Genomic DNA, 24,392 nt, shown 5'->3' on the forward strand with positions numbered 1-24,392 from the left:
GCGAACGCCGGGGGCTCGGTGCTGTGAAGTTGTCTGTTAAATGTTGCCTTACTTCGTCAGGTCCGGACCGGACGAGGCAACCGCGGCCGGGGTGTCCGCGACGGCCGACTTCTCCTCGCCGCGGAAGGTGAACTTGGCGTCCTTGCCCTCGCCGTCGACGTCGACGACGACGATGTGGCCGGCCCGCAGCTCGCCGAAGAGGATCTTCTCGGAGAGGTGGTCCTCGATCTCGCGCTGGATGGTGCGGCGCAGCGGACGGGCACCCAGGATCGGGTCGTAGCCGCGCTTGGCCAGCAGCTTCTTGGCCTCGACGCTGAGCTCCAGGCCCATGTCCTTGTCCTTGAGCCGCTCGTCCACCTTGGCGATCATCAGGTCGACGATCTGGATGATGTCGTCCTCGGACAGCTGGTGGAACACCACGATGTCGTCGACGCGGTTCAGGAACTCGGGGCGGAAGTGCTGCTTGAGCTCCTCGCCGACCTTCGCCTTCATCCGCTCGTACCCGGTCTGGGTGTCACCCGTGGCCGCGAAGCCCAGGTTGAAGCCCTTGGAGATGTCCCGGGTGCCGAGGTTGGTCGTCATGATGATGACGGTGTTCTTGAAGTCGACCACGCGGCCCTGGGAGTCGGTCAGTCGACCGTCCTCCAGGATCTGCAGCAGCGAGTTGAAGATGTCCGGGTGGGCCTTCTCGACCTCGTCGAAGAGGACGACCGAGAACGGCTTGCGGCGGACCTTCTCGGTCAGCTGGCCGCCCTCCTCGTAGCCCACGTATCCGGGCGGGGAGCCGAACAGCCGGGAGACGGTGTGCTTCTCGGAGAACTCGGACATGTCGAGCGCGATCAGCGCGTCCTCGTCGCCGAAGAGGAACTCGGCGAGCGTCTTGGACAGCTCGGTCTTACCGACGCCGGACGGGCCGGCGAAGATGAACGAACCGCCGGGGCGCTTCGGGTCCTTGAGGCCCGCACGGGTGCGCCGGATGGCCTGGGAGAGCGCCTTGATGGCGTCCTTCTGGCCGATGACGCGCTTGTGCAGCTCGTCCTCCATGCGCAGCAGGCGGGACGTCTCCTCCTCGGTCAGCTTGAAGACCGGGATGCCGGTGGCGGTGGCCAGGACCTCGGCGATGAGCTCCTCGTTGACCTCCGCGACGACGTCCATGTCGCCGGCCTTCCACTCCTTCTCGCGCTTGGCCTTGGCCTGCAGGAGCTGCTTCTCGTCGTCGCGCAGGGACGCGGCCTTCTCGAAGTCCTGCGCGTCGATCGCGCTCTCCTTCTCGCGGCGCACGTCGGCGATCTTCTCGTCGAACTCGCGCAGGTCCGGCGGCGCGGTCATCCGGCGGATGCGCATCCGGGAGCCGGCCTCGTCGATCAGGTCGATCGCCTTGTCCGGCAGGAAGCGGTCCGAGATGTACCGGTCGGCCAGGGTGGCGGCGGCGACCAGGGCGGCGTCCGTGATGGAGACCCGGTGGTGGGCCTCGTAGCGGTCGCGCAGACCCTTGAGGATCTCGATGGTGTGCGGCAGGGAGGGCTCCGCGACCTGGATCGGCTGGAAGCGGCGCTCCAGCGCGGCGTCCTTCTCCAGGTGCTTGCGGTACTCGTCCAGGGTGGTGGCACCGATGGTCTGCAGCTCGCCACGGGCCAGCATCGGCTTGAGGATGCTGGCGGCGTCGATGGCGCCCTCGGCGGCGCCCGCGCCGACCAGGGTGTGCAGCTCGTCGATGAACAGGATGATGTCGCCGCGGGTGCGGATCTCCTTGAGCACCTTCTTCAGGCGCTCCTCGAAGTCACCGCGGTAGCGCGAGCCGGCCACGAGGGCGCCCAGGTCCAGCGTGTAGAGCTGCTTGTCCTTGAGCGTCTCCGGGACCTCGCCCTTGACGATCGCCTGCGCCAGGCCCTCGACCACGGCGGTCTTGCCGACGCCGGGCTCACCGATCAGGACCGGGTTGTTCTTGGTGCGGCGGGACAGCACCTGCATGACCCGCTCGATCTCCTTCTCGCGCCCGATGACCGGGTCGAGCTTGGCCTCGCGGGCGGCCTGGGTGAGGTTGCGGCCGAACTGGTCCAGGACCAGCGAGGTCGACGGGGTGCCCTCGGCGGGCCCGCCGGCCGTGGCCGACTCCTTGCCGCCGCTGGTCTGGTAACCGGAGAGCAGTTGGATGACCTGCTGGCGCACCCGGTTCAGGTCGGCGCCCAGCTTCACCAGGACCTGGGCGGCGACGCCCTCGCCCTCGCGGATCAGGCCGAGCAGGATGTGCTCGGTGCCGATGTAGTTGTGGCCGAGCTGCAGGGCCTCCCGGAGCGACAGCTCCAGGACCTTCTTCGCCCGGGGGGTGAAGGGAATGTGACCGGACGGGGCCTGCTGGCCCTGGCCGATGATCTCCTCGACCTGCTGGCGTACGGCCTCAAGAGAAATCCCGAGGCTCTCCAGGGCCTTGGCGGCGACGCCCTCGCCCTCGTGGATCAGACCCAGGAGGATGTGCTCGGTGCCGATGTAGTTGTGGTTGAGCATCCGGGCTTCTTCCTGAGCCAGGACGACAACCCGCCGCGCGCGGTCGGTGAACCTCTCGAACATCGTTTATCGCTCCTCAGAGCGGTCGGGCAGTTCGGGGTCCGTCCCCGCCCTGTCCTTCCGCATGCTAGTCCCGCTCAGCGGCGCGGCCCACGGATTCACTCCCCGGTAGAGGAGCGAGATGCAGCGCGACCAGCCGACACCAATCCCAACCTGATGCTGGGAATCGGTGTTCCCACAGGTGGGCCGGATGCACCGGAAACCGCTACGCCATCGGCGAACAAGAGCCGCCGGGGCGGAGCCGGACCATCTACGGCCGGTCGCACTTACTGCCCCTGGACGGGTCGAAGAACCCGGCCACCTGCATTCATACCCGGTATCGGGGCGGTTCTCGCGCAGTTTCCGCGGTGGCGGTGTTCGCCTGGCGAGAAGTCCGGCCGTGGTGACGGTGGTTCAACGGCGGTCGGCAGGTCCGGTACGCCGTCCCGGTGGAGTCCGTGTTACCGCTTCGCCTCTACAGCGTTGCACAGCTTGTGATTGTTCCGCCGCCCGAGCCCGGAGCCCCGGACGCCCCCGGTGCCGACAGCGCGGCGGCCGTGCGGACGTGCGCCGCGGGGCGCGGAGGAGCCTCCTCCGCGCCCCGCGCGTGTGTCGTCGGCGCCGTGCGCGGCCGCCGGGGCCCCGCACCCGCTCCGGTGGGCCGGCGGCGCCGGAGTCAGGCCGCGTTGGCCTTGTCGTAGGCCTCGCGGACCGTGCTCGGCACCCGGCCGCGGTCGTTGACCTCCATGCCCTGCTCCTTGGCCCACGCGCGGATCTTCGCGGTGTCGGGAGCGCTGCCGGACGGACGAGCCGCGGTGCCGCGGCCCGGACGCCGGGCGCCGGCGAGGCGGCCGCTCTGCTTGCGGCCCTTCTCCACGTACGGCGCCAGCAGACCGCGCAGCTTGTCCGCGTTGGCGCTCTTCAGGTCGATCTCGTAGGCAACGCCGTCCAGCGCGAACGTCACCGTCTCGTCCGCCGAACCGCCCTCGAGATCGTCTTCAAGAATGACCTGCACCCTCTGTGCCACGGGCTTCCCTTTCCGCTAAACGACCCATTGCCTAAGGAAAGGAAAGCGCCTTTCTCCGGAAAACACAAACCCTTGACCGGCACGGAGCCGCTCAGAGGTGCAGCAGCATGCGCGAGTTGCCCAACGTGTTGGGCTTCACCCGCTCCAGGTCGAGGAACTCCGCGACACCTTCATCGTACGAGCGGAGGAGTTCTTCATAGACATCCGTAGCGATCGCCGCCGGGTCTGTCGTACCATCATCGGTTTCCTGGAGCTCCCCGATCTCGACGAAACCGTGTTTCGCGAAGAACGGAACCTCGAACGTCAAGCAGAAAATCCGACGGACGCCGAGCCAGCGGGCCGTCTGCACCAGCTTCTCCAGCAGCAGGTGCCCGATCCCGAAGCCCCGGCAGGACGGATCGACCGCGAGCGTACGCACCTCGGCGAGGTCCTCCCACATCACGTGCAGGGCGCCGCAGGCCACCACCGCGCCGTTGTCGTCGCGTTCCGCGACCCAGAACTCCTGGACGGATTCGAACAGTGTGACAGTGGGCTTGTCCAGCAGAATGCCGTCGCGCGAGTAGGCGTCGATGAGCCCGCGTACGGCCCGTACGTCCGTGGTCCGCGCGCGGCGGATGGTGACCTCCATGGCGGGACGTTATCGCGTCGTCCCCGGCGCGGTCTCCCCGGTATCCGGTCCGGCGCTATCCGGTGCGTCCTGCGCGGAATCCCCGGTGGGCGGATCCGCTGCTGGATCGGATGGGAACAACGCCGCCACCCGCAAGGCGTCCCGGAGTGCCTCGCGCTGCTCGGGCGACATCAGGCCGAAGAAGTGCACCAGGGCCGCCGCGGGATTGTCGCTGGTGGCCCACGCGTCGTTCATCAGAGCCGCGGTGTACGCCTCGCGCGAGGAGACCGGCTCATATCGATAGGCCCGGCCGGCCCTCTCGCGGCGCAGCCAGCCCTTTCTGTGCAGCTTGTCCAGGACGGTCATCACCGTGGTGTACGCGATTTCGCGTTCCGACTGCAGATCCAGGAGAACCTCGCGAACCGTCACCGGTCGGTTCCACCGCCACACCCGGGTCATGATGGCGTTCTCAAGTTCGCCGAGTTGCCGGACCATAGTGCCGCCAGGATAGGGAGTGAATGGGACAAATCTTGTGAAGTGCGCCAAACCGGCGCGCCGCCACCCCCGGGAATCGGGAATGACGGCGCGTGGGTCGTTCTCGGGCGGCTGACGGCGTCAGTCGCGGGTTCGCTCGCGGGGAAGGCCCCGGGACGTCCCCCGAGGGCCCGGCAGGGGCCGGGCGCCCCGGGAGCTCAGTCGATGTCTTCCTTGGCCTTCTGGGCCCCGCCCTGGCTGCGGATGATGGCCCGCACCAGGAAGCCGAAGCCGATCGCCATGACCAGCGGCGGCACGATCGCGCTGACGTAGTCCATCAGGTCACTCCTCCTCGGTCTTCTCCGCCGTCGCGGCGGAAGCCTTGGGCTCCGGCTTCACCAGCGGGAAGAGCACGGTCTCCCGGATGTTCTTGCCGGTCAGCAGCATGATCAGGCGGTCCACGCCGAGGCCGAGGCCACCGGTGGGGGGCATCGCGTACTCCAGGGCGCGCAGGAAGTCCTCGTCCAGCTGCATCGCCTCGACGTCGCCGCCGGCCGCCAGCAGGGACTGCGCGGTGAAGCGGGCGCGCTGCTCGACCGGGTCGATCAGCTCGGAGTAGGCGGTGCCGATCTCGGTGCCGAAGATGACCAGGTCCCACTTCTCGGCCACGCCCGCGATCGAGCGGTGCTGGCGGGTCAGCGGGGAGACCTCGGTCGGGTAGTCCTTGATGAAGGTCGGCCGGACGGCGTTCTCCTCCAGCAGGCGCTCGACCATCTCCAGCACGATCTGGCCGTGGCCCCAGTTCTTCTCGAACGGGATGCCGTGGTCGGTGGCGAGCTTGCGCAGCTCCTCGACGCCGGTCTCCGGGGTGACCTCGACGCCCAGGTGGGCGGAGATGCCCGGGTAGACGCTGACCTCCTCCCACGGCTCGGCCAGGTCGATCTCGTGCTCCACGCCGTGCGCGTCCACGCCCTTGATCATCGTGGTGCCCAGGGCGTCCCGGGCGGCGTTGACGATCGTCTCGCGGATCAGCTCGGCCTGGGTGTTGTAGTCGCCGTACGCCTCGTACGACTCCAGCGAGGTGAACTCCGGGTTGTGGGTGGCGTCCGCGCCCTCGTTGCGGAAGTTGCGGTTGATCTCGAAGACCTTCTCGGCGCCGCCGACCACCAGCCGCTTGAGGTACAGCTCGGGCGCGATGCGCATGTAGAGGTCGATGTCGTACGCGTTGATGTGCGTCTTGAACGGACGGGCGTTGGCGCCGCCGTGCACCGGCTGCAGCATCGGGGTCTCGACCTCGATGAAGCCGCGGTCCTCGTAGGTGCGGCGGATCGAGCGGACGACCTTGCTGCGCAGGTGCAGGATCTCGCGGGCCTCGGGGTTCACGATCAGGTCGACGTAGCGCTGGCGGACCCGGGCCTCCGGGTCGGTCAGACCCTTGTGCTTGTCCGGCAGCGGGCGCAGGCACTTGGCGGTGAGCTCCCAGCGGTCCACCATCACCGACAGCTCGCCGCGCTTGGAGGTGATCACCTCGCCCTCGACGCCGACCTGGTCGCCGAGGTCGATGTCGCCCTTCCAGGCCGCCAGCCGCTCGGCGCCCAGCTTGTCCAGGGAGAACATCACCTGGAGGTCGCCGGTGCCGTCACGCAGGGTGGCGAAGCAGAGCTTGCCGCCGGTGCGGGAGAGGATCACCCGGCCGGTGATGCCGGCGCGCTCGCCGGTCGCGGTGTCGGGTTCGAGGTCCGGGTGCTTGGCGCGGAGGTCCGCGATGGTGGTGGTGCGGGGGAATCCGACCGGGTACGGGTCGACACCGGCCGCCCGGAGCCGGTCCAGCTTCTCGCGCCGGACGCGCATCTGCTCGGGAAGGTCGTCGGTCGCGGGAAAAAGGCTCTGATCGCTCACCCCACAAGGGTAGCCAGCCGCACACCGTGCTCCGCGACCGGATAAGCGTGAGGGGAGACCGTGGCGACGGTCTCCCCTCGGGGTGCGGGGGCTCAGCCGGTGCCGGTGCGGAGTTCGATCTCCTCCGGGGTCTCCTCGGTCGGCGGGGCGGGATGGGCCGGCGGCTTGGGCCGGCGGCCGAAGAGCTCGGCCGGGGTGGGCATCCGGTGCGGGCGGGGCGGGGTCTTCGCGGCGGCGGGCTGCTCCGGGCCGGAGTCGGTGCTGCTCATCGTGGTCCGTCCTCCTACAGGGGTGGGGTGACTGCTCGGGGGTGCGGCGGGGTTCGGTACGGCCACCAGGTGGCGCGGCTGCCCGGTGGTGAGGGCGAGCCGTTCGCGGACCGCGGCCTCGGCCAGCGCGTGGCAGCGCCCGGCCAGCCGGGAGCGGCGGGCCCGCTCGCCCTGGCCGCAGGGCTGGCGGGTCAGCCCGCGCAGCGCGGTGAGGTCCTCGGGGCCGGGCAGGTAGCCGTCGGTCACGGCCTCCTCCAGGCGCTCCAGGTAGCCGGGGGCGCTGCCGGGCAGGGCGGAGCGGTAGCGGCCGAGGTCGGCGAGCAGGAAGGCGCGCAGTCGGCCGCCCTCCTGGACGGCCTCGTCGATCGCCTCGGTCAGGCGCAGGGCGTCCTGGACGTCCTCCGCCCACAGTTCGGCGCCCGGACCGGTGAACACCGTCCGGTCGGGCCCCTGGCGGTGGATGGGGACGGCAGGGTGCAGGGCTTGGGCGAGGGCTCGGCGCAGCACGCGGACTTCGTCGGCGCTGAAGGCCATGCCGCCGCGCGATCCGTGTGGCGTAGGCATGGGTTGACACTACGTGAGGAATATCCGATTTGTCGGTAACGTCGCGCCGAACACTCCACGTTCGGCCCGGTGAAGGAGCCTTTCGCCGTCAACGGTCAGGAGAAGGCGGCCCGGGGTCGACGGCTCCACGCCCAGTGGCACCGCACGTCCCCTGCCGGGCTCCCCGGCGCCCGGCCGCTGAGCGCCGCTCAGCCGGTGGGCCGGTTGCGCTCCCACACCAGGCGCAGGCCGATCAGGGTCAGCCAGGGCTCGTGCACGTCGATGGTGGTGGCCTCGCCGAGGACCAGGGGGGCGAGGCCGCCGGTGGCGATCACCTGGACGTCGTCCGGGTCCTTGGCCAGCTCGCGGGCCATACGCTCGACCAGTCCGTCGACCTGCCCGGCGAAGCCGTAGAGGATGCCGGACTGCATGCCCTCGACGGTGTTCTTGCCGATCACGTTGCGCGGGCGGGCCAGCTCGATCTTGCGCAGTTGGGCGCCCCGGACGCCGAGCGCCTCGACCGAGATCTCGATGCCGGGGGCGATCGCCCCGCCGACGTAGTCGCCGCGGGCGTTGACGGCGTCGAAGGTGGTCGCGGTGCCGAAGTCGACCACGATGCACGGACCGCCGTACAGGTGGTTGGCGGCCAGCGCGTTGACGATCCGGTCCGCGCCGACCTCCTTGGGGTTGTCCATCAGGACGTGCACCCCGGTCTTCACGCCGGGCTCCACGATCACCGCGGGGACGTCGCCGTAGTAACGGCGGGTCACCTCGCGGAGCTCGTGGAGCACGGCGGGAACGGAGGAGCAGATCGCCAGACCCTCCACCGCGGCCTCCCGGGCCGCGGCGTGGTTGCCCATCAACCCCTGCAGCAGCACCGCCAGTTCATCGGCCGTGCGGCGCGGATCGGTGGAGATCCGCCAGTGTTCCACCACGTCCTCGCCGTCGAACAGGCCGAGCGTGGTCTGGGTGTTGCCGACGTCGATGGTGAGGAGCATGGGGCGCTTTCTGCGAGTCGGGACGGGGTCGGGGCAGGGGCTGCTCTCGACCTGACGGTCAGGCGCGCAGGTCCAGGCCGATGTCCAGGATCGGCGAGGAGTGGGTCAGCGCGCCCACGGCCAGGTAGTCGACACCAGTCTGGGCGACCTCGCGCGCGCTGGCCAGGGTCAGTCCGCCGGAGGCTTCCAGCTTCGCCCGGCCGGCCACCAGCGTGACGGCCTCCTTCAGCTGCTCGACGGTGAAGTTGTCCAGCAGGATCAGGTCCGCACCGGCCTCCAGCACCGGCGGGATCTGCTCCAGGGCGTCCACCTCGACCTCGACCGGCAGCTCCGGGTACGCGGCCCGGACGGCCCGGAAGGCCTCGGCCACGCCGCCGGCGGCGACCACGTGGTTGTCCTTCACCAGGGCGGCGTCCGAGAGCGCCATCCGGTGGTTGGCGCCGCCGCCGCAGCGCACCGCGAACTTCTCCAGCGCGCGCAGGCCCGGGGTGGTCTTGCGGGTGTCCCGGACCACCGCGCCGGTGCCCTCCAGGGCGTCCGCCCAGGCCCGGGTCGCGGTGGCGATGCCGGACAGGTGGCAGAGCAGGTTGAGCGCGCTGCGCTCGGCGGTCAGCAGGTCGCGGGTACGGGAGCGGACCGACAGCAGCACCTGGCCGGCCTCGACCCGGTCGCCGTCCTGGACGTGCCGCTCGACCTCGAACTCCTCCTCGCAGATCAGCGAGACGACCGCCTCGGCGACCCGCAGGCCGGCCACCACACCGGCCTGGCGGGCGGTGAAGTCGGCGGTCGCGACCGCGTCGGCGGGCACGGTGGCCACCGAGGTGACGTCCTCGCCGCCGGCCAGGTCCTCGGCCAGCGCCAGGGTGGCGATGTCCTCGACCTCGATCGGGTCCAGCCCGGCCTGCTCCAGCAGCTCGGCCAGCTGCGGGTCCAGGCCGGTCTCGTAGCCCTCGCCGTCCCCGCAGGCGCAGCCGTCGCCGCAGCCGCCGGCCTGGTCGGCCAGGGGGAGTTCCTCGTGGGAGTGGGTCATGGTTCTACTGCTCCTCAGGGGTGCTGACGGGGTCGCCGGAGGCGGTCAGGGTGGTGATCAGGTGGCGCCGCCAGTGGGCGTCGTCGCGCTCGGGGAAGTCCTCGCGCCAGTGGCAGCCGCGGGTCTCCTCGCGCTGCCCGGCGGCCGCGACCAGGGCGGTGGCGACCAGCAGCAGGTTGGCGGCCTCCCAGGTCTCCACCCGGGGGTCGGCCGGCTTCTCCTCGGCCATGTGCGCGTGGGCCTGCTCGGCGAGCAGGGCCAGCCCGGCCGCGGTGTCGGCCATCGAGGCGGCCGAGCGCAGCACGCCCGCGCCGCGCGACATCAGCCGCTGGATCTCGGCCCGCGCCTCGGAGGGCGGCAGCGGCACCGGCCGCGCGGCCCGTGCGGCGGCGACGTCCACCGTGCGCTCGGGCAGCTCGCCGGCGCGGTGCCGCTCGGCCAGGTCCGCGGCGATCCGCTCGGCGAAGACCAGGCCCTCCAGCAGCGAGTTGGAGGCCAGCCGGTTGGCGCCGTGCACCCCGGTGCAGGCGACCTCGCCGCAGGCGTACAGGCCCGGGACGCTGGTGCGGCCGAGCCGGTCGGTGCGGACACCGCCGGAGGCGTAGTGCGCGGCCGGGGCGACCGGGATCGGCGCGGTGACCGGGTCGATGCCGTGCGCGCGGCAGGACGCCAGGATGGTCGGGAAGCGGCGCTCCCACATCTCGGCGCCGAAGTGCCGCCCGTCGAGGAACATGTGCTCGGCGCCCTGCTCCTGCATGCGCCGGGTGATCGCCTTGGCGACGATGTCGCGCGGGGCCAGTTCGGCCAGCTCGTGCTGCCCGACCATGAAGCGGACGCCGTCCGCGTCCACCAGGTGGGCGCCCTCGCCGCGGACGGCCTCGGAGACCAGCGGCTGCTGGCCCTCGGCGTCCGGGCCGAGCCAGAGCACGGTCGGGTGGAACTGGACGAACTCCAGGTCGGTGACGGCGGCGCCGGCCCGCAGCGCGAGCGCCACGCCGTCGCCGGTGGAGACCGCCGGGTTGGTGGTGGCGGAGAAGACCTGGCCCATGCCGCCGGTGGCGAGCACCACCGCGCGGGCCCGGACGGCGCCGACGCCGTCGCGCTGGCCCTCGCCCATCACGTGCAGGGTCAGCCCGGCCGCGTGGCCCTCGGCGTCGGTCAGCAGATCGAGGACGAGCGCGTGCTCGATCAGCTCGATGCCGGGGTCGTCACGGACGGCGGAGACCAGGGCGCGCGATATCTCGGCGCCGGTCGCGTCCCCGCCCGCGTGCGCGATCCGGCGGCGGTGGTGGCCGCCCTCGCGGGTCAGCAGGATCTCGCCGTCCTCGCCGCGGTCGAACAGGGCGCCGGTGGCGATCAGCCGGCGGACGGCGTCCGGGCCCTCGGTGACGAGGGTGCGGACGGCCTCCTCGTCGCAGAGCCCGGCGCCGGCCACCAGGGTGTCGTCCAGGTGCTGCTCGGGGGTGTCCCCCTCGCCCAGGGCGGCGGCGATGCCGCCCTGGGCCCAGCGGGTCGAACCCTCGTCCAGCATCGCCTTGGTGACCACCATGGCCCGCAGGCCGGCCTTGCGGACGTTGAGGGCGACGGTGAGACCGGCGACCCCGGAGCCGACCACGACCACGTCGGCGGTGGCGGTCCAGCCGGGGGCCGGGGCGGTGAGGCGATGCGTAACGGACATGGCTCAGCGGCTCCTTCAGCGCGTGGCCGCGGCGGCCGCGCCGTCGCCACCGTACGCCTGGTCACCGCGGAGCAGTCCGGTGCCCTCCTGGGCCTCGGCGGGGTCGCCGCCCAGGCCGGTGATCCGGTTCTGCTCGTCCACGAAGACGATCTTCGGCTCGTAGCCCTTGGCCTCGGCCGTGTCCATCTGCCCGTAGGCGATGAGTATGACCAGGTCGCCGGGGTGGACCAGGCGGGCGGCGGCGCCGTTGATGCCGATCACGCCGGTGCCGCGCGGGCCGGCGATGGTGTACGTCTCCAGGCGGGCGCCGTTGTTGATGTCGACGATGTGGACCAGCTCGCCGGGGAGCAGGTCGGCGGCGTCGAGCAGGTCCTCGTCCACCGTGACGGAGCCGACGTAGTGCAGGTCGGCCTGGGTCACGGTGGCCCGGTGGATCTTGGACTTGAGCATGGTGCGGAGCATGGGGTCACGCCTCCAGTGAGTGCATGCCTGAGGGGGATTGCGTACCGGTTTATCTGATTAGCGGACGATGATGCGGACGTTGTCGATCAGGCGGGTGGAGCCCACCTTCGCGGCGACGGCCAGCACCGCCTCGCCCTGGAAGTCGTCCGCCGCCTCGGTGAAGTCGTGCGGGTCGATCAGGGCGAGGTAGTCAAGGGTGACACCTTCGGCGCCGTCCAGGACGGCCGAGGCGGCCTCGCGCACGGCCTTCGGGCCCTGCGCGGCGACGTCACGGCCGGCGAACAGGGCCTTGGACAGGGCGAGGGCGCGGGTGCGCTCCTCCGCGGAGAGGTAGCGGTTGCGCGAGGACAGCGCCAGGCCGTCCTCCTCCCGGACGGTCGGCACGCCGACGATCTCGACGTCGAAGTCCAGGTCGGCGACCATCCGCTGGATGACCGCGAGCTGCTGGGCGTCCTTCTCGCCGAAGAAGGCGAAGTCCGGGTCGGTGATGTGCAGCAGCTTGGCGACCACGGTCAGCACGCCGTCGAAGTGGCCGGGCCGGGTGGCGCCCTCGAAGCGCTCGCCCATCGGGCCGGCCGCCAGGCGCACCTGCGGCTCGCCGTTCGGGTAGACCTCCTCGACGGAAGGCGCGAAGACCACGTCGGCGCCGTTGTCCTCGGCCAGCCTCACGTCGTCGTCGAGGGTGCGCGGGTAGCGCTCCAGGTCCTCGGACGGGCCGAACTGCAGCGGGTTGACGAAGACCGTCACCGCGACCCGGCCCTCCCGGCCGACCTGCTTGCGGGCGGCCCGGATCAGCGCGGCGTGGCCCTCGTGCAGGGCGCCCATGGTCATCACGACGGCGTTGTCCACCGGCTGCTCGTCCGGCCAGAACGCGGCCTCGAAGTCGTCCACGGTGCGGGTGACGACGGCCCGGTGGACCTTCGGCGTCCGCTGGGGCTTGCTCCGCTGGGCCTTGCCCGCCATTCCTGCGCTCCTTCGATCATTCGGCTGCGCGCTGTGCCGCCGTCTTGTTGTGCCCCGTCCCGTGCGGCGACGCACCGGGCGGGGCTTGTCCGTCATGAGGCCGCGTCGGCGGCCGGGTGAGGAGCCCCGGCTCAGGCCGGGGAGGAGTCACCTGGCTTCTCCTCGTTGAGAACGTCGAGAAGCGCGGCCGCGGTGTCGGTCGAGAGAGTCCCGTTGGCCACCGCCCGCTGGGCGGTGGCGCGGGCCATCGCCCGGTAGGCCGCCGGGATGTCCGGGGACACCGTACTGAGCTGCGCCAGATGGCGCCGCACGGTGCCCGCGTCGCCCCGGGCGACCGGGCCGGTGAGGGCCGCGTCGCCGGAGCGCAGGCTGTTGTCCAGGGCCGCGCCGAGCAGCGGGCCGAGCATCCGGCCGGGCTCGGCGACGCCGGCCGTGCGCAGCAGCTCCATCGCCTGGGCGACCAGGGTGACCAGGTGGTTCGCGCCGTGCGCGAGGGCGGTGTGGTAGAGCGGGCGGACCTCCTCGGGCACCCACTCGGGCTCCCCGCCCATCTCCACCACCAGCGCCTCGGCGACCGGCCGCAGCTCCTCGGGGGCGGTCACGCCGAACGGGCAGCCGGCCAGCCGGGCCAGGTCGACGGAGGTGCCGGTGAAGGTCATCGCCGGGTGCAGGGCCAGCGGCAGCGCCCCGGCCCGGGTGGCGGGCTCCAGGATGCCGACGCCGTGCGCGCCGGAGGTGTGCACCAGCAGCTGGCCGGGGCGGACGGCGCCGGTGGCGGCGAGGCCGGCCACCAGGTCGGCCAGCGCGTCGTCCGGGACGGTCAGCAGGACCAGGTCGGCGGCGGCCATGACCTGCGGCGGGGTGACGATCCGCACGCCCGGCAGCAGCGCGTCCGCGCGGCGGCGGGAGGCGGCGGAGACCCCGGAGGCGGCGACCACGGTGTGCCCGGCGAGCTGCAGCGCGGCGCCCAGCGCGGGGCCCACCCGGCCGGTGCCGACCACGCCGACGGCCAGGCGGGCCGGTCGGTTGCCGGGGTCGCTCGGGTCGCCGAAGTCGGCGAATTCGGACGAAGTCACGCGCCCACCCTTGTCCTGAATGACCGTTCCAGTCCACCTGCGGGTACCGGACGTACCGCCCCAGTGTACGGGCGGCCCCAGCAGGCGTCCCTAGTCCGCCGCCCCGGCCCGGATCAGTCCGGCCTCGTAGGCCAGCACCACGCCCTGGACCCGGTCGCGCAGCCCGAGCTTGGCCAGGATCCGGCCGACGTGGGTCTTCACGGTGGCCTCGGAGAGCACCAGCCGGGCCGCGATCTCGCCGTTCGACAGGCCCTGGGCGACCAGCAGGAACACCTCCCGCTCGCGCTCGGTCAGCGGGCCGAGGACGTCCGAGCCGGGCGCGCTCTGCGGGGTCGGCAGCACCTCGGCGAAGCGGTCGATCATCCGGCGGGTGGTGGTCGGGGCGACCACCGCGTCACCGCCGTGCACCGCGCGGATCGCGGCCACCAGCTCGGTCGGCGGGACGTCCTTGAGCAGGAAACCGCTGGCCCCGGCCTTGAGCGCGGCGAAGGCGTACTCGTCCAGGTCGAAGGTGGTGAGGATGAGCACGTGCGGGGCGTTCGGCAGCGGGCCGCCGTCCTCGGCCAGGCAGATCCGGCGGGTCGCCTGCACCCCGTCCAGGCGCGGCATCCGCACGTCCATCAGGATCACGTCCACCGACGTGTGCCGCAGCAGTTCCAGGGCCTGCGCGCCGTCGCCGGCCTCGGCGGCGATCTCGATGTCGCCCTGGGACTGGAGGATCATCCGGAAGCCGGTGCGCAGCAGTTCCTGGTCGTCGACGAGCATCACGCGGATGGTCAAGGTGGCTCCTAAAGAGGGCGGGAGGTCAGTGTGCGGCCTTGAGCGGGAGGACGGCGCGGATCCGGAAGCCGCCGCCGGGGCGGGGGCCCACGTCGAGGCTGCCGCTGACCATGCCGACCCGCTCGCGCATGCCGATCAGGCCGTGGCCCAGACCGTCCGCTCCGCCGGCGGCCAGCTGTTCGTCGGTGCTGCCGCGCCCGTCGTCCTCCACCAGGACGGCCAGCTCGCGTTCGCCGAAGTCGACCGCGACCCGGGCGTGCACGTCGGGGCCGCCGTGCTTGCGGACGTTGGTCAGCGCCTCCTGGACGATCCGGTAGACCGTCAGCTCGACGCCGCGCGGCAGTTCGCGCGGGTGCCCGGAGGTCGCGTAGTCCACCTGCAGCCCGGCCGTACGGACCTGCTCCAGCAGCTCCGGCAGCTCCTCGACGCCCGGCTGGGGGACGTACTCCTCGGCGGTGTCGGCGGTGCGCAGCACGCCCAGCAGGCGGCGCATCTCGACCAGCGCCTGCCGTCCGGTGGAGGCGATCGTGCCGAGCGCCTCCTTCGCCTGCTGGGGGGAGTTGTCGAGGACGTACGCGGCGCCGTCGGCCTGGACGATCATCACCGAGACGTTGTGCGCCACCACGTCGTGCAGTTCGCGGGCGATCCGGGCGCGCTCGGCGGCGACCGCCACCTTGGCCTGGGCGTCCCGCTCGCGCTCCAGCCGGGCCGCGCGGTCCTCCAGCTCGGTCAGGTAGGCGCGGCGCACCCTGGTCAGCCGGCCCCAGGCCCAGCAGAGGATGAACGGGGTGCTCATCAGCACCATGATCAGCACTGCTTCGGCGAGGTTGTACGGGCGGGTGTGCGCCTCGCCGGCCTGCACCGTCGTCTTCAGCGGGTTCATCTGCCAGAACACCAGCGGCCCGGCGGACAGTCCGGCGGCCAGGGCCAGCCGGGAGGTCCACTTCTGGCCGAAGGCGGCGCCGGTGTAGGCGAAGACCAGGTAGGCGATGGCGGAGCCGCCCGGTTCGATGTCGGCGGTCACCTGGGCGAGGGCGACGCCGGTGGCGGCGGAGACGGTGACGTCGGGGAAGCGCCGACGGAAGACCATCAGCAGCGGCAGCAGCACCGCGACCAGGATCTCGGAGTCGAGGCGCCAGCCGCTGTCGGCGTAGTCGGAGTTCGGCAGCAGGCCGAGGAAGAGCACGATCGACGCCCAGGCGGCGTCGACCACCATGGGGTGACGGCGGAGCCAGGCGTTGAGTCGATGCACGTCTCAAGCCTAGGCAGTCGCGCGAGGTGTCCAGGTCCGCCGGTAGGGCGATCCGTCCTACTCCGTAGGTCGGAGAAGCCCCGGCTCCGGTTGGGAGGGGCTCCCGGACGCCCGGTAGCGTCCCGCCCCATGACTTGGATGCGGTGGGCGCCCGCCATGGAACAGGCCCTGTACGACCCGGACGGCGGCTTCTACCGCAGGCCGGAGGGCCCGGCCGGGCACTTCCGCACCTCGGTGCACGCCTCGCCGAGGTTCGCCCGTGCGGTGGCCCGGCTGCTGCTGGAGGTTGACGAGGCCCTCGACCGTCCGGAGGAGCTGGCCCTGGTCGACGTCGGGGCCGGGCGGGGGGAACTGCTGACCGGCGTGCTGGCCGAGCTGCCCGGCGAGGTGCTGGCGCGGCTGCGCCCGTACGGCGTGGAGCTCGCGGAGCGCCCGGCAGGGCTGCCGTCCACAGCCCTGTGGACGGACGCGCTGCCGAGCGGCCTGACCGGGCTGCTGTTCGCCAACGAGTGGCTGGACAACGTGCCGCTGGACGCGGGGGAGGTGGACGGGGACGGCGTGCTGCGCTACCGGGAGGTGGACACCGCCACCGGCGAGGAGCGCCTCGGCGAGCCGGTCTCGGCGGCGGACGCGGCCTGGGCCGAGCGCTGGTGGCCGGTCACCGAGCCCGGCGGGGTGGTGGAGTTCGGCGGCCCCCGGGACGCCGCCTGGGCGCGGGCCGTGGCCGGGCTGGAGCGCGGACTGGCCGTCGCCGTGGACTACGGGCACACCGCCGGTCGGCGGCCGCCGTTCGGGACGTACGCCGGTTTCCGGGACGGCCGGGAGGTCGCCCCGGTGCCGGACGGCTCCTGCGACGTCACCGCGCACGTCGCGCTGGACTCGATCGCGGTGCCCGGTTTCCACAGCCTGTGGACGACCCAGCGCGAGGCCCTGCGCGCGCTCGGGGTGAGCGGCGAACGCCCGTCGCTCGCGCTGGCCTCCACCGACCCGGCGGGCTACCTGCGGGCGCTGAGCGGTGCCGGGGAGGGGGCCGAGCTGACCGACCCGGGCGGGCTGGGCGGTTTCGGGTGGGTCCTGCAGGCCGTCCACATGTCGGTACCAGCGAGCTTGGAGTCGGTGCCGGGATGGCAGACTCTGGGTTCATGAGGGAGACCACGGTCGGCATCGGGGCGGGAGCCGAGAACTTCACCGGCGAGGCGGGCACCACCGACATGGTGCTCAACATCGGCCCGCAGCACCCCGCCACGCACGGCGTGCTGCGGCTGCGCCTGCTGCTCGACGGCGAGCGCATCGTCACCGCCGAGCCGGTGATCGGCTACATGCACCGGGGCGCGGAGAAGCTGTTCGAGGCCCGTGACTACCGGCAGATCATCATGCTGGCCAACCGGCACGACTGGCTCTCCGCCTTCTCCAACGAACTCGGTGTCGTCCTCGGCGTCGAGCGGATGCTCGGCATGGAGGTCCCCGAGCGGGCGGTGTGGGTCCGCACCCTGCTGGCCGAGCTCAACCGGGTGCTCAACCACCTGATGTTCCTCGGGTCCTACCCGCTGGAGCTGGGCGGGATCACCCCGATCTTCCACTCCTTCCACGGCCGCGAGGACCTCCAGCACGTGCTGGAGGAGGCCTCCGGCGGCCGGATGCACTACATGTTCAACCGGGTCGGCGGCCTCAAGGAGGACCTCCCGGCCGGCTGGCTCGGCCGGGTCCGCACGGCCGTCGCCACCGTCCGCTCCCAGATGCCGGTCTTCGAGGACCTCGTCCTCGGCAACGAGATCTTCCGCGCCCGCACCGCCGGCGTCGGCGTCCTCACCCGGGCGCAGGCCGAGGCGTACGGGGTCAGCGGCCCGATCGCCCGGGCCAGCGGCCTCGACTTCGACCTGCGCCGCGACGAGCCCTACCTCGCGTACGGCTCCGAGGAGCTGCGGCAGGTGCTCACCGTGGTCACCCGCGAGGAGGGCGACTGCCTGGCCCGCTTCGAGTGCCTGCTGGAGCAGACCCTCAACGCGCTGGACCTCGCCGACGCCTGCCTCGACAAGCTCGCCACCCTGCCGCCCGGCCCGGTCAACCAGCGGCTGCCCAAGGTGCTCAAGGCACCCGAGGGCAGCACCTACGCGTGGACCGAGAACCCGCTCGGGATCAACGGCTACTACCTGGTCTCGCGCGGCGACAAGACCCCGTGGCGGCTCAAGCTGCGCTCGGCGTCCTTCAACAACATCCAGGCGCTGACCGAGCTGCTGCCCGGGACGCTGGTGGCGGACATGGTGGCGATCCTCGGGTCGATGTTCTTCGTGGTCGGCGACATCGACAAGTAGGACCGTCGACAGGTAGGGCCGTCGACAGGTGGGGCGGAGCCGGCGAGCAGGTCAGCCCTTCCTGGCCTTCTTGCCCGGGTCGGCCGGGTGCGGGGCCACCTTGCGGTCGCCCTTGGTGGCGATCCGCTCCTCGCACAGCCGGGCCAGCACCTCGTAGCCGGCCGGGCCCATCAGCTCGGTGAGCTCGGGGCGGTAGCTGACGTACACCGGCTCCGCGCCCTGGTGCGCCGCCGGGGCCCCGGTGCACCACCAGTGCAGGTCGTGGCCGCCCGGGCCCCAGCCGCGGCGGTCGTACTCGCCGATCGAGACCTGGAGGTAGCGGGTGTCGTCGGGGCGGTCGATCCAGTCGTAGGTGCGGCGGATCGGCAGCTGCCAGCAGACGTCCGGCTTGGTCTCCAGCGGCTCGCGGCCCTCCTTGAGGGCCAGCGCGTGCAGGGCGCAGCCGGCGCCGCCCGCGAAGTCGGGGCTGTTCACGAAGATGCAGGCGCCGCCCACCCGACGGGTCTGCCGGTCGCCGTCCTCGTCCAGCATGGTGATGCCGCCGTCGGACCTGATCCGGCCCTTGGCGTCGGTGCCCTCGGCGAAGTTCTCCCACAGCTCGGGGGTCAGCCGCGCCGCGTGCCCCAGGACGCGCTTCTCGTCGTCCTCGTCCGAGTAGTGCGCGCCCAGCGTGCAGCAGCCGTCCGACTCGCCGCGGCCCTCGCGGATGCCGTGGCAGCCCTGGCCGAAGACGCAGGACCAGCGGGAGGTCAGCCAGGTGAGGTCGCAGCGGAAGACCTGCTCCTCGTCGGCGGGGTCGGCGAACTCGACCCAGGCGCGCGGGAAGTCGAGCGGGACCTCGTCGCGCGGGATCTCGCGGCGCAGGGTCGGCATCGCGAGGTCGACGGGGGCGGGGGAGGCCGAGGGCTTGGCCTTGGCCTTCTTCTTGGACGTTTCTGCTGGTGCCACCCGGCAAGGGTAGAGCTTCGCGGGGGCGTACGGGCGGGTGGCCGCGCCCCGGGCCCGCCGTCGGGTCGAACTCCGGGCCGGCCCCGGGCGGCGTGAAGGCGGGGTGAAGAGGTCCGGCGGTCGGCACGGGGCGGACGGGAGCGTGCCTAGGATGGCGGCCGGTCCGCTACGGGGAGGTACGGGGATGGCAGGCGGCAGCACCGGGACGTCCGACGGCGGCAGCGCCGGGTTCGTCATCAAGCCGTGGGAACTGCGCGGCGAGGGGCGGGAGTTCGAGCGGATCGGGCGCGAGCTGGGCAAGGCCGTCGGCGCCCTGGAGAAGGGCCTCGCCGCGCTCGGCACACCCTGGGGCACGGACAAGCCGGGCGGCGCCTTCGCCGCCGTGTACGGCCCGGCGCACGGTGAACTCCTCGGCGGGCTCAAGGGATTGGCCGGCGGGGTGGGCCGGGTCGGGGCCGGACTGCACGCGATGGCCGAGCGGACCGCCGACACGGACACCTCGACGGCGGACGGCTTCGGGGCGAAGGCCGACCCCGGGGCGTACCCGTCCGGGTCGGGGGTGTCACCCGCGGTGTACTCGGTTGCCGGGTCGGCAACCCCGGGGGCGGCGCCGGTCGTCCCCGAGGACATGTCGGTCTGAGCCGCCCGGCTCGAAGGGGGAGATGCGCGTGTCCCGGAAACTGCCCGAGGACCTGGTCCCGCTGCTGGCCAGGACCGGCCGGCCCTGGCCGCAGGCCGACGAGGAGGCGCTGCGCAAAGCGGCCGCGCTCTGGCGGGAGTTCGGCTCCGAGGCCGACCGGCTCACCCGCCGCTGCGGGGAGTCCGTCCAGCGGGTGACCTCCGACAACTCCGGCCACGCCGTCGAGTCCTTCGCCGCGTACTGGCGGACCTTCAGCGGCGGCGGCAAGGGCCACCTGGACGACGCCCACACCGCGGTCGGGCTGGTCGGCACCGCCTTCGACACCGCCGCGCGGGCCGTGGACGGCTGCAAGGCCGAGATCATCGCCACCCTGCAGAACCTGGCCGCCGAACTCAAGCAGGCCCAGCAGCAGGCCGCCGCGGTCCAGCAGACCGCGGCCACGGTCGCCACCGCGGCGAAGACCGACGCCGGTACCGAGCGGACCGGGGTGTTCGGCGGCCTGCGGAAGGCCGTCACCGGCGTCGCGGACGGCGTGCGGACCGCCGCCACCACCCAGGTCGCCGCGGGCGTCGAGGACGTCGCGGTCGAGGCGGCCGGGCTGAAGATCGCCGGGCTGCTCGCCGAACTCGGCCGCAGCATGCAGGACGCCCTGTCCACCGCGCTCAAGGAGCCCGCCGCCGTCGCCCTGCTGCGGCTCGGCACCACCGCGGGGACCGGGATCACCTCCGCCTCCTACCGCACCAAGGGCGGCTTCGACCCGCGCGCCGCCGGACTGCCCGCCGCACTCGGCGAGCCCGGCGTCCTCGGGGCGGACGGCACCGGGCTGGTCCTGCTCCCCGGCAAGGACGGCAAGCCCGTGGTCGGCGTGCCCGGGCTCAGCGTCAAGCTCGACGCCCAGGGGCAGCCGGTCCTCGGCGCGGACGGCAAGCCCGTCGTGCTGCGCTCCGACGGCACCCCGGTCACCGACGCCGCCGGGCTGCTCGTGGTCACCGGGCCGGACGGCAAACCGGTGGTCGGGGTGGCCGACCTGGCCGTCCAGCGGGACGAGCACGGCAAGCCGGTGCTCACCGACGAGGCGGGCAGGCCACTGCACGGGCTGGCGCTGGCGGACCTGACGGATCCGCGGGCCGTGGCGGGGGACCCGACGACCGACCCCACGGCTGATCCGAAGCTCGATCCGAAGGCCGACCCGAAGGCCTCGGGACCGGTGACGGTGTCGGCCGTGGTGCCGGTGGTGGATTCGACGGTGGCGCCGTCGGTGGCGTCCTCCGTGTCCGCGGTGTCCTCCGTGGCTCCGTCCGAGGCCGCTGACCCGGTGGCCGCCGCCGCCCCGGCCCCGGGCCCCTCGTACGGCGGGTCGCACCGGGCCGCGGCGGCTGCCGTCTCCTCCGCTCCCGCCTCTTCCTCCTCCGACTGGGCGCCGCCCGCGCGGGACGACGGTCCGGTGGTGCGGTCCGCGCCCTCGTACCAGGGCGGCGGGTCGGTCGCGGCGGGCTGGTCGGACGGGGACTACCCGCTCCAGGCTCCCGCACACAGCGGCGGTGGGGGTGGCGGTGGCGGCGCGCCGGTGACCGTACGGACGGACTCGGTGAGCGCGCCGCCCGCGCCCACCGCCGCGCCCACCGCCGCGCCGACCGTCCCGCCGTCCGGTGGGGGCCCCGGGTACGGCCCGACGCCGGACTCGCCCGCGCCCGCCCGGCACGTCGGGGTGGTCGGGGTGGCCGGGCAGTTCGGGACGCCGGCGTACGCGGGCGGCTACCCGCCGGCCGGCGCGGTCGGGCCGGTCGGGCCCGGGCCGCTCGCGGTGGGCGGCGGGGGATCCCCCGTGCACATGGCGGCCCCCTTCGGCAGCGGCGTCGGGACGGGGGCGCCCGGAGGCGTCGTCGGCGCGGCGCCCGTGGCCGGCGCCCCGGTGGCGGGGGCGCCCGCGGCCGGCACCCCCGGCATCGTCGAGCCCCGGCCGGGCGCGCCCCGCACTCCGGTGGGGGCCGCGCCGTCCCCGGTCACCGCGCCCGGTCCGGTCACCGCGCCGCCGCCCCCGGCCGAGCCGCCGATCGTCGGCACCACCCCGGTCATCGGCCGGCCCGAACCGCACCAGGCCGACGGCCGCCGCCGGGACACCGCCGCGGCCCCCGCCGACCCGACCCTGGCCTGGGGCGCCGTCCCCGTCGCCACCGCCCACGCGATGGCGCTCCAACTCGCCCTGCGCGCCCGGCGCGGCCCGCTCGCCGACGACCCCGAGCTCCGGCCGCGCACCATCGCGGACAGCCGCCCGTACGGCCTGCCCGGCGGGCTCGGGCCGGTCGACCCCCAGCACCAGGCCGAACTCGAACGCCGGATCCCCCGCGACGAGGACGACCTGCCCGCCCGGCATCCCGACCCGGCCGTCGGCGCCTGGACCGAGGCCGTCAACGCCGGCGGCCACCGCGAACCCGGCCGGGCCAACAACAGCCTGGAGATCGCCCTCTCCGCCGTCGACACCTACACCGGCCGCCCCACCTGCGCCGCCCCGCGCATCCCCACCGAGGGCGACGCCGGCGAACGCGGCGGCCGCGACCGCGCCGAACGCGAACTCGGCGCACCCTTCCGCGACCTCGGCGACGGCGGCCGGGCCTTCACCCGCCTCGCCGACGAACTCCGCCGCGCCGGCCACGGCGCCCAGGCCGTCCTCCTCACCCTCGACGCCTACGGCCGCCCCCACGCCTGGAACGCCGTCAACCACCGGGACACCGTCACCTACCTCGACCACCAGCTCGCCCGCCACAGCCCCACCCCCCTCCACCCCGCCACCCAGGGCCTCTGGGCCATCGCCCTCAGCCCCGAAGGCCGCCCCCTCGACCTGGCCGCCGCCTGAGTACCCCCGCACCGATATCTGCACTTTGCATGCATTGGCGCTACAATGCAGACATGACTGCCCTGACGATCCGGGACGTCCCGGATGACCAGATCCAGACCTTGAAGGTTCGTGCCGCCCAGGCCGGTAAGTCCCTCCAGGCCTACTTCCTCGATCTCATCGCGCGCGAGACATCCAAGCCCACGCTGGCGGAGATGGTGGCGCGCCTGAACCGGGAGACCAGCGCCAGCATCAGCACGGAAGACGTGCTGGCCGCGATCGACGAGGGACGGTCTGGGCGGTGAGTGGGACGGTCGTCATCGACTGCTCCGCCCTCGTGCACTTCCTCGCCAGTCGCGATCCGCTCGGCTTCGCCGTCCGTACCCGGGTGAGCGCTGCTGATGCCGTCGCCGTGCCCACGCTGATCGACTACGAGATCCAGTCCGCCCTGCTCGGCATGCGAAGGGCGGGCAAGCTCACGGAGCGCGAAGTCGCCAAGGCCATCGACGCCTACCGGCAGCTCCCGCTCGTCCGGCACGAGACGCTTCTTCTGTGGGATCGCGTCCAGGTGCTCCACGGGAACCTGAGCGCCCACGACGCCCAGTACGTCGCCCTGGCCGAGGCTCTCGCCGCGACGCTGATCACCAGTGACGCGAGGATCGAACGGAGCGGTGCCGCGAAGTGCCGCATCGAGGTCTTCGGCTCGAACTGACTGGATGATGGTGGGGTTTCGACTCGATGACGGGGGTGGCTGGGTGATCTCGCGGGCGCAGGCGGTGGAGGCGGGGCATCGGTGGATCAACGGGGATCTGCCGCAGGGGGCCGGGGCGGTGCGGCGGGTGTGTGCGCACGAGTTCGAGCTCGGGTGGGTGGTGTGGGCGGAGCCGGTGCGGGTGGAGGTGGACCCGCGGACGGGGGAGCGGCGGGCGCCGGAGGAGGTGGGGGCCGCGTGTGCCGTGGTGGACCGGGAGAGCGGGCGGTTCACGGTGTGGCCGTCGGTTCCGGTGGACGAAGTGGTGGGGCTCTACCGGGACTTCGTGGGGGCGGGCGGGTACGACCCGACCCTGCCGCCGGCGACCGGCCGGGGTGCCCGGGCCGAGCTGACGTACCGGGACGCCGCCGGCGAGACCCGTTCGCTGGCGCTGCGGTCCGCCGCCGGCCTGCCGCATCCGGCGTTGCGCGGCTGGTGGTGGCTGCGGGAGCAGGGGGTGGCGGCGCAGGACGTGCTGGCGGTGCGGACCGATCTGCGGCTGAGCGCGCTGCCCGGCGGCTACTGGGCGTACGCGCTGGCGGCCGAACTCCCGCACCTGCGGTTGGACTTCGACCTCCCGTACGGCCCGCGCTCCGACCACCGGGCCGCCGCGGTACGGGAGTTGCCCGCATCGCCGGAGGGGCCGGCCCGCAACCGGGTGCCGTTCCCGCGTGCCGTCCAGCCGCTGCCGCCGGAGCCGGACCGGGAGTTGACGCGACGGCTCGCCGAACGGTTCGGCCCGTCGGGCGTGCGGCGTTTCGACCCGGCGGACGTGGGGCGGGCCGAGCTGCCCGGGGAGGCGGCCGCGCTGCTGCTGGCGGTGGGGGTGCCGGTGGCCGTCGAGGGCTTCTTCGCGCTGCACCACCCGGGGCTGGAGGCGATCGCGGACGGCTCCCGCCCGGGCAGCGTGCTCCCGCCGCTGATCGCGCATCTGGCGGCGCTCGGCGGCGGCACCCGGGCGGCCGAGCGCGAGCGCCTCGCGTTCGCGGGGCAGCTGGTGCTGGGCTCGGACGGCTGGGCGGTCATCACCCTCGACGCCGAGCGGGGCACCGTCCGGGCGGTCGACCCCGACTACGGGACCGCCCGGCACTGCAACGCCGATCTGCGGTCCTTCGTCCGCTGCCTGGAGGTGTTCGCCGGCTGGTGGCAGGCTCTGCGCGGGCTCGACCCGGCCGCCGCGGGCGCGGCGGTGGACGCCTTGCAACGGGCGCTGGCGGAACTGGACGGCACGGTCTACGACGATCCGGAGAACTGGTGGGCCGTCGTGGTGGAGCAGCTGTGGGACGGCCTGCTCTGATCGACCGAA

At 73.1% G+C, this 24,392-nt stretch carries 22 protein-coding genes; 7 read left to right on the forward strand and 15 right to left on the reverse strand.

The annotated features are described in order from the left end of the window. Window positions 1–48: 48 nt before the first annotated feature. From ACFVWU_RS11995 to ACFVWU_RS12060, 14 genes are all read right to left on the reverse strand, one after another. The gene (locus tag ACFVWU_RS11995) at window positions 49–2,568 is read right to left on the reverse strand and encodes an ATP-dependent Clp protease ATP-binding subunit (protein ID WP_387618510.1); all 2,520 of its coding nucleotides are present in this window, start codon (window positions 2,566–2,568) and stop codon (window positions 49–51) included. A gap of 652 nt (window positions 2,569–3,220) precedes the next feature. Further along, on the reverse strand, window positions 3,221–3,571 hold the full coding sequence (locus ACFVWU_RS12000; protein ID WP_380608459.1) for an Lsr2 family protein: 351 nt from the start codon (window positions 3,569–3,571) through the stop codon (window positions 3,221–3,223). A gap of 91 nt (window positions 3,572–3,662) precedes the next feature. Continuing rightward, window positions 3,663–4,199, reverse strand: coding sequence for an amino-acid N-acetyltransferase (locus tag ACFVWU_RS12005; protein WP_387618514.1), 537 nt, complete (start codon window positions 4,197–4,199; stop codon window positions 3,663–3,665). 9 nt (window positions 4,200–4,208) lie between these two features. Beyond that, the gene (locus tag ACFVWU_RS12010; protein WP_387618517.1) at window positions 4,209–4,673 is read right to left on the reverse strand and encodes a BlaI/MecI/CopY family transcriptional regulator; all 465 of its coding nucleotides are present in this window, start codon (window positions 4,671–4,673) and stop codon (window positions 4,209–4,211) included. A 321-nt stretch (window positions 4,674–4,994) separates the two neighbouring features. Continuing rightward, a complete protein-coding gene (gene lysX, locus ACFVWU_RS12015) occupies window positions 4,995–6,551 on the reverse strand; it encodes a bifunctional lysylphosphatidylglycerol synthetase/lysine--tRNA ligase LysX (RefSeq protein WP_387618520.1) in 1,557 nt (518 codons plus the stop codon). Between the two features lie 92 nt (window positions 6,552–6,643). After that, window positions 6,644–7,384, reverse strand: coding sequence for a hypothetical protein (locus tag ACFVWU_RS12020; RefSeq protein ID WP_387618521.1), 741 nt, complete (start codon window positions 7,382–7,384; stop codon window positions 6,644–6,646). A gap of 188 nt (window positions 7,385–7,572) precedes the next feature. Continuing rightward, window positions 7,573–8,361, reverse strand: a complete 789-nt coding sequence (locus tag ACFVWU_RS12025; protein ID WP_387618523.1) for a type III pantothenate kinase — start codon at window positions 8,359–8,361, stop codon at window positions 7,573–7,575. Window positions 8,362–8,419: 58 nt separating this feature from the next. Further along, window positions 8,420–9,391, reverse strand: coding sequence for a carboxylating nicotinate-nucleotide diphosphorylase (gene nadC / locus ACFVWU_RS12030; RefSeq protein WP_380608452.1), 972 nt, complete (start codon window positions 9,389–9,391; stop codon window positions 8,420–8,422). Between the two features lie 4 nt (window positions 9,392–9,395). After that, on the reverse strand, window positions 9,396–11,069 hold the full coding sequence (locus ACFVWU_RS12035) for an L-aspartate oxidase (protein WP_387618526.1): 1,674 nt from the start codon (window positions 11,067–11,069) through the stop codon (window positions 9,396–9,398). Between the two features lie 15 nt (window positions 11,070–11,084). After that, window positions 11,085–11,531, reverse strand: a complete 447-nt coding sequence (gene panD / locus ACFVWU_RS12040; RefSeq protein WP_387618528.1) for an aspartate 1-decarboxylase — start codon at window positions 11,529–11,531, stop codon at window positions 11,085–11,087. Between the two features lie 57 nt (window positions 11,532–11,588). Next, entirely contained in the window at window positions 11,589–12,494 is a 906-nt protein-coding gene (gene panC, locus ACFVWU_RS12045; protein WP_387618531.1) for a pantoate--beta-alanine ligase, read from the reverse strand. Window positions 12,495–12,625: 131 nt separating this feature from the next. Beyond that, window positions 12,626–13,570, reverse strand: a complete 945-nt coding sequence (locus ACFVWU_RS12050; protein WP_387618533.1) for a Rossmann-like and DUF2520 domain-containing protein — start codon at window positions 13,568–13,570, stop codon at window positions 12,626–12,628. A 90-nt stretch (window positions 13,571–13,660) separates the two neighbouring features. Next, the gene (locus ACFVWU_RS12055) at window positions 13,661–14,350 is read right to left on the reverse strand and encodes a response regulator (protein ID WP_387618536.1); all 690 of its coding nucleotides are present in this window, start codon (window positions 14,348–14,350) and stop codon (window positions 13,661–13,663) included. A 25-nt stretch (window positions 14,351–14,375) separates the two neighbouring features. Then, window positions 14,376–15,602 (reverse strand): sensor histidine kinase, encoded by a 1,227-nt coding sequence (locus ACFVWU_RS12060; RefSeq protein WP_387618538.1) that lies wholly within the window; start codon window positions 15,600–15,602, stop codon window positions 14,376–14,378. Window positions 15,603–15,731: 129 nt separating this feature from the next. On the opposite strand from ACFVWU_RS12060, the gene ACFVWU_RS12065 reads away from it, so the two are divergent. Then, window positions 15,732–16,748, forward strand: coding sequence for an SAM-dependent methyltransferase (locus tag ACFVWU_RS12065; protein WP_387618541.1), 1,017 nt, complete (start codon window positions 15,732–15,734; stop codon window positions 16,746–16,748). Next, window positions 16,745–17,914 carry an NADH-quinone oxidoreductase subunit D gene (locus ACFVWU_RS12070; RefSeq protein ID WP_387618543.1) on the forward strand — a complete coding sequence of 390 codons (1,170 nt, stop codon included), beginning with the start codon at window positions 16,745–16,747 and terminating at the stop codon, window positions 17,912–17,914. The genes ACFVWU_RS12065 and ACFVWU_RS12070 overlap by 4 nt, the downstream gene beginning before the upstream one ends. Before the next feature lie 51 nt (window positions 17,915–17,965). On the opposite strand, the gene ACFVWU_RS12075 is transcribed toward ACFVWU_RS12070, so the two are convergent. Then, a complete protein-coding gene (locus ACFVWU_RS12075; protein WP_387618621.1) occupies window positions 17,966–18,787 on the reverse strand; it encodes a hypothetical protein in 822 nt (273 codons plus the stop codon). A 259-nt stretch (window positions 18,788–19,046) separates the two neighbouring features. Between ACFVWU_RS12075 and ACFVWU_RS12080 the strand changes: the two genes are divergently transcribed. From ACFVWU_RS12080 to ACFVWU_RS12100, 5 genes are read left to right on the forward strand one after another with little or no spacing between them, the layout of a single operon-like run. Continuing rightward, complete coding sequence (locus tag ACFVWU_RS12080) at window positions 19,047–19,502, forward strand: hypothetical protein (RefSeq protein ID WP_387618546.1); 456 nt, start codon at window positions 19,047–19,049, stop codon at window positions 19,500–19,502. 28 nt (window positions 19,503–19,530) lie between these two features. Next, a complete protein-coding gene (locus ACFVWU_RS12085) occupies window positions 19,531–22,356 on the forward strand; it encodes a toxin glutamine deamidase domain-containing protein (protein ID WP_387618549.1) in 2,826 nt (941 codons plus the stop codon). Between the two features lie 53 nt (window positions 22,357–22,409). Beyond that, window positions 22,410–22,640 (forward strand): antitoxin, encoded by a 231-nt coding sequence (locus tag ACFVWU_RS12090; RefSeq protein ID WP_387618552.1) that lies wholly within the window; start codon window positions 22,410–22,412, stop codon window positions 22,638–22,640. Further along, window positions 22,637–23,047: a type II toxin-antitoxin system VapC family toxin gene (locus ACFVWU_RS12095; protein WP_387618555.1), complete on the forward strand. Its 411-nt coding sequence runs from the start codon at window positions 22,637–22,639 to the stop codon at window positions 23,045–23,047. The genes ACFVWU_RS12090 and ACFVWU_RS12095 overlap by 4 nt, the downstream gene beginning before the upstream one ends. A gap of 43 nt (window positions 23,048–23,090) precedes the next feature. Continuing rightward, the gene (locus ACFVWU_RS12100; RefSeq protein WP_387618558.1) at window positions 23,091–24,383 is read left to right on the forward strand and encodes an SUKH-4 family immunity protein; all 1,293 of its coding nucleotides are present in this window, start codon (window positions 23,091–23,093) and stop codon (window positions 24,381–24,383) included. Window positions 24,384–24,392: the final 9 nt, after the last annotated feature.

It is taken from the genome of Kitasatospora sp. NPDC058190 (assembly GCF_042883685.1).
Taxonomy (GTDB): Bacteria; Actinomycetota; Actinomycetes; order Streptomycetales; family Streptomycetaceae; genus Kitasatospora.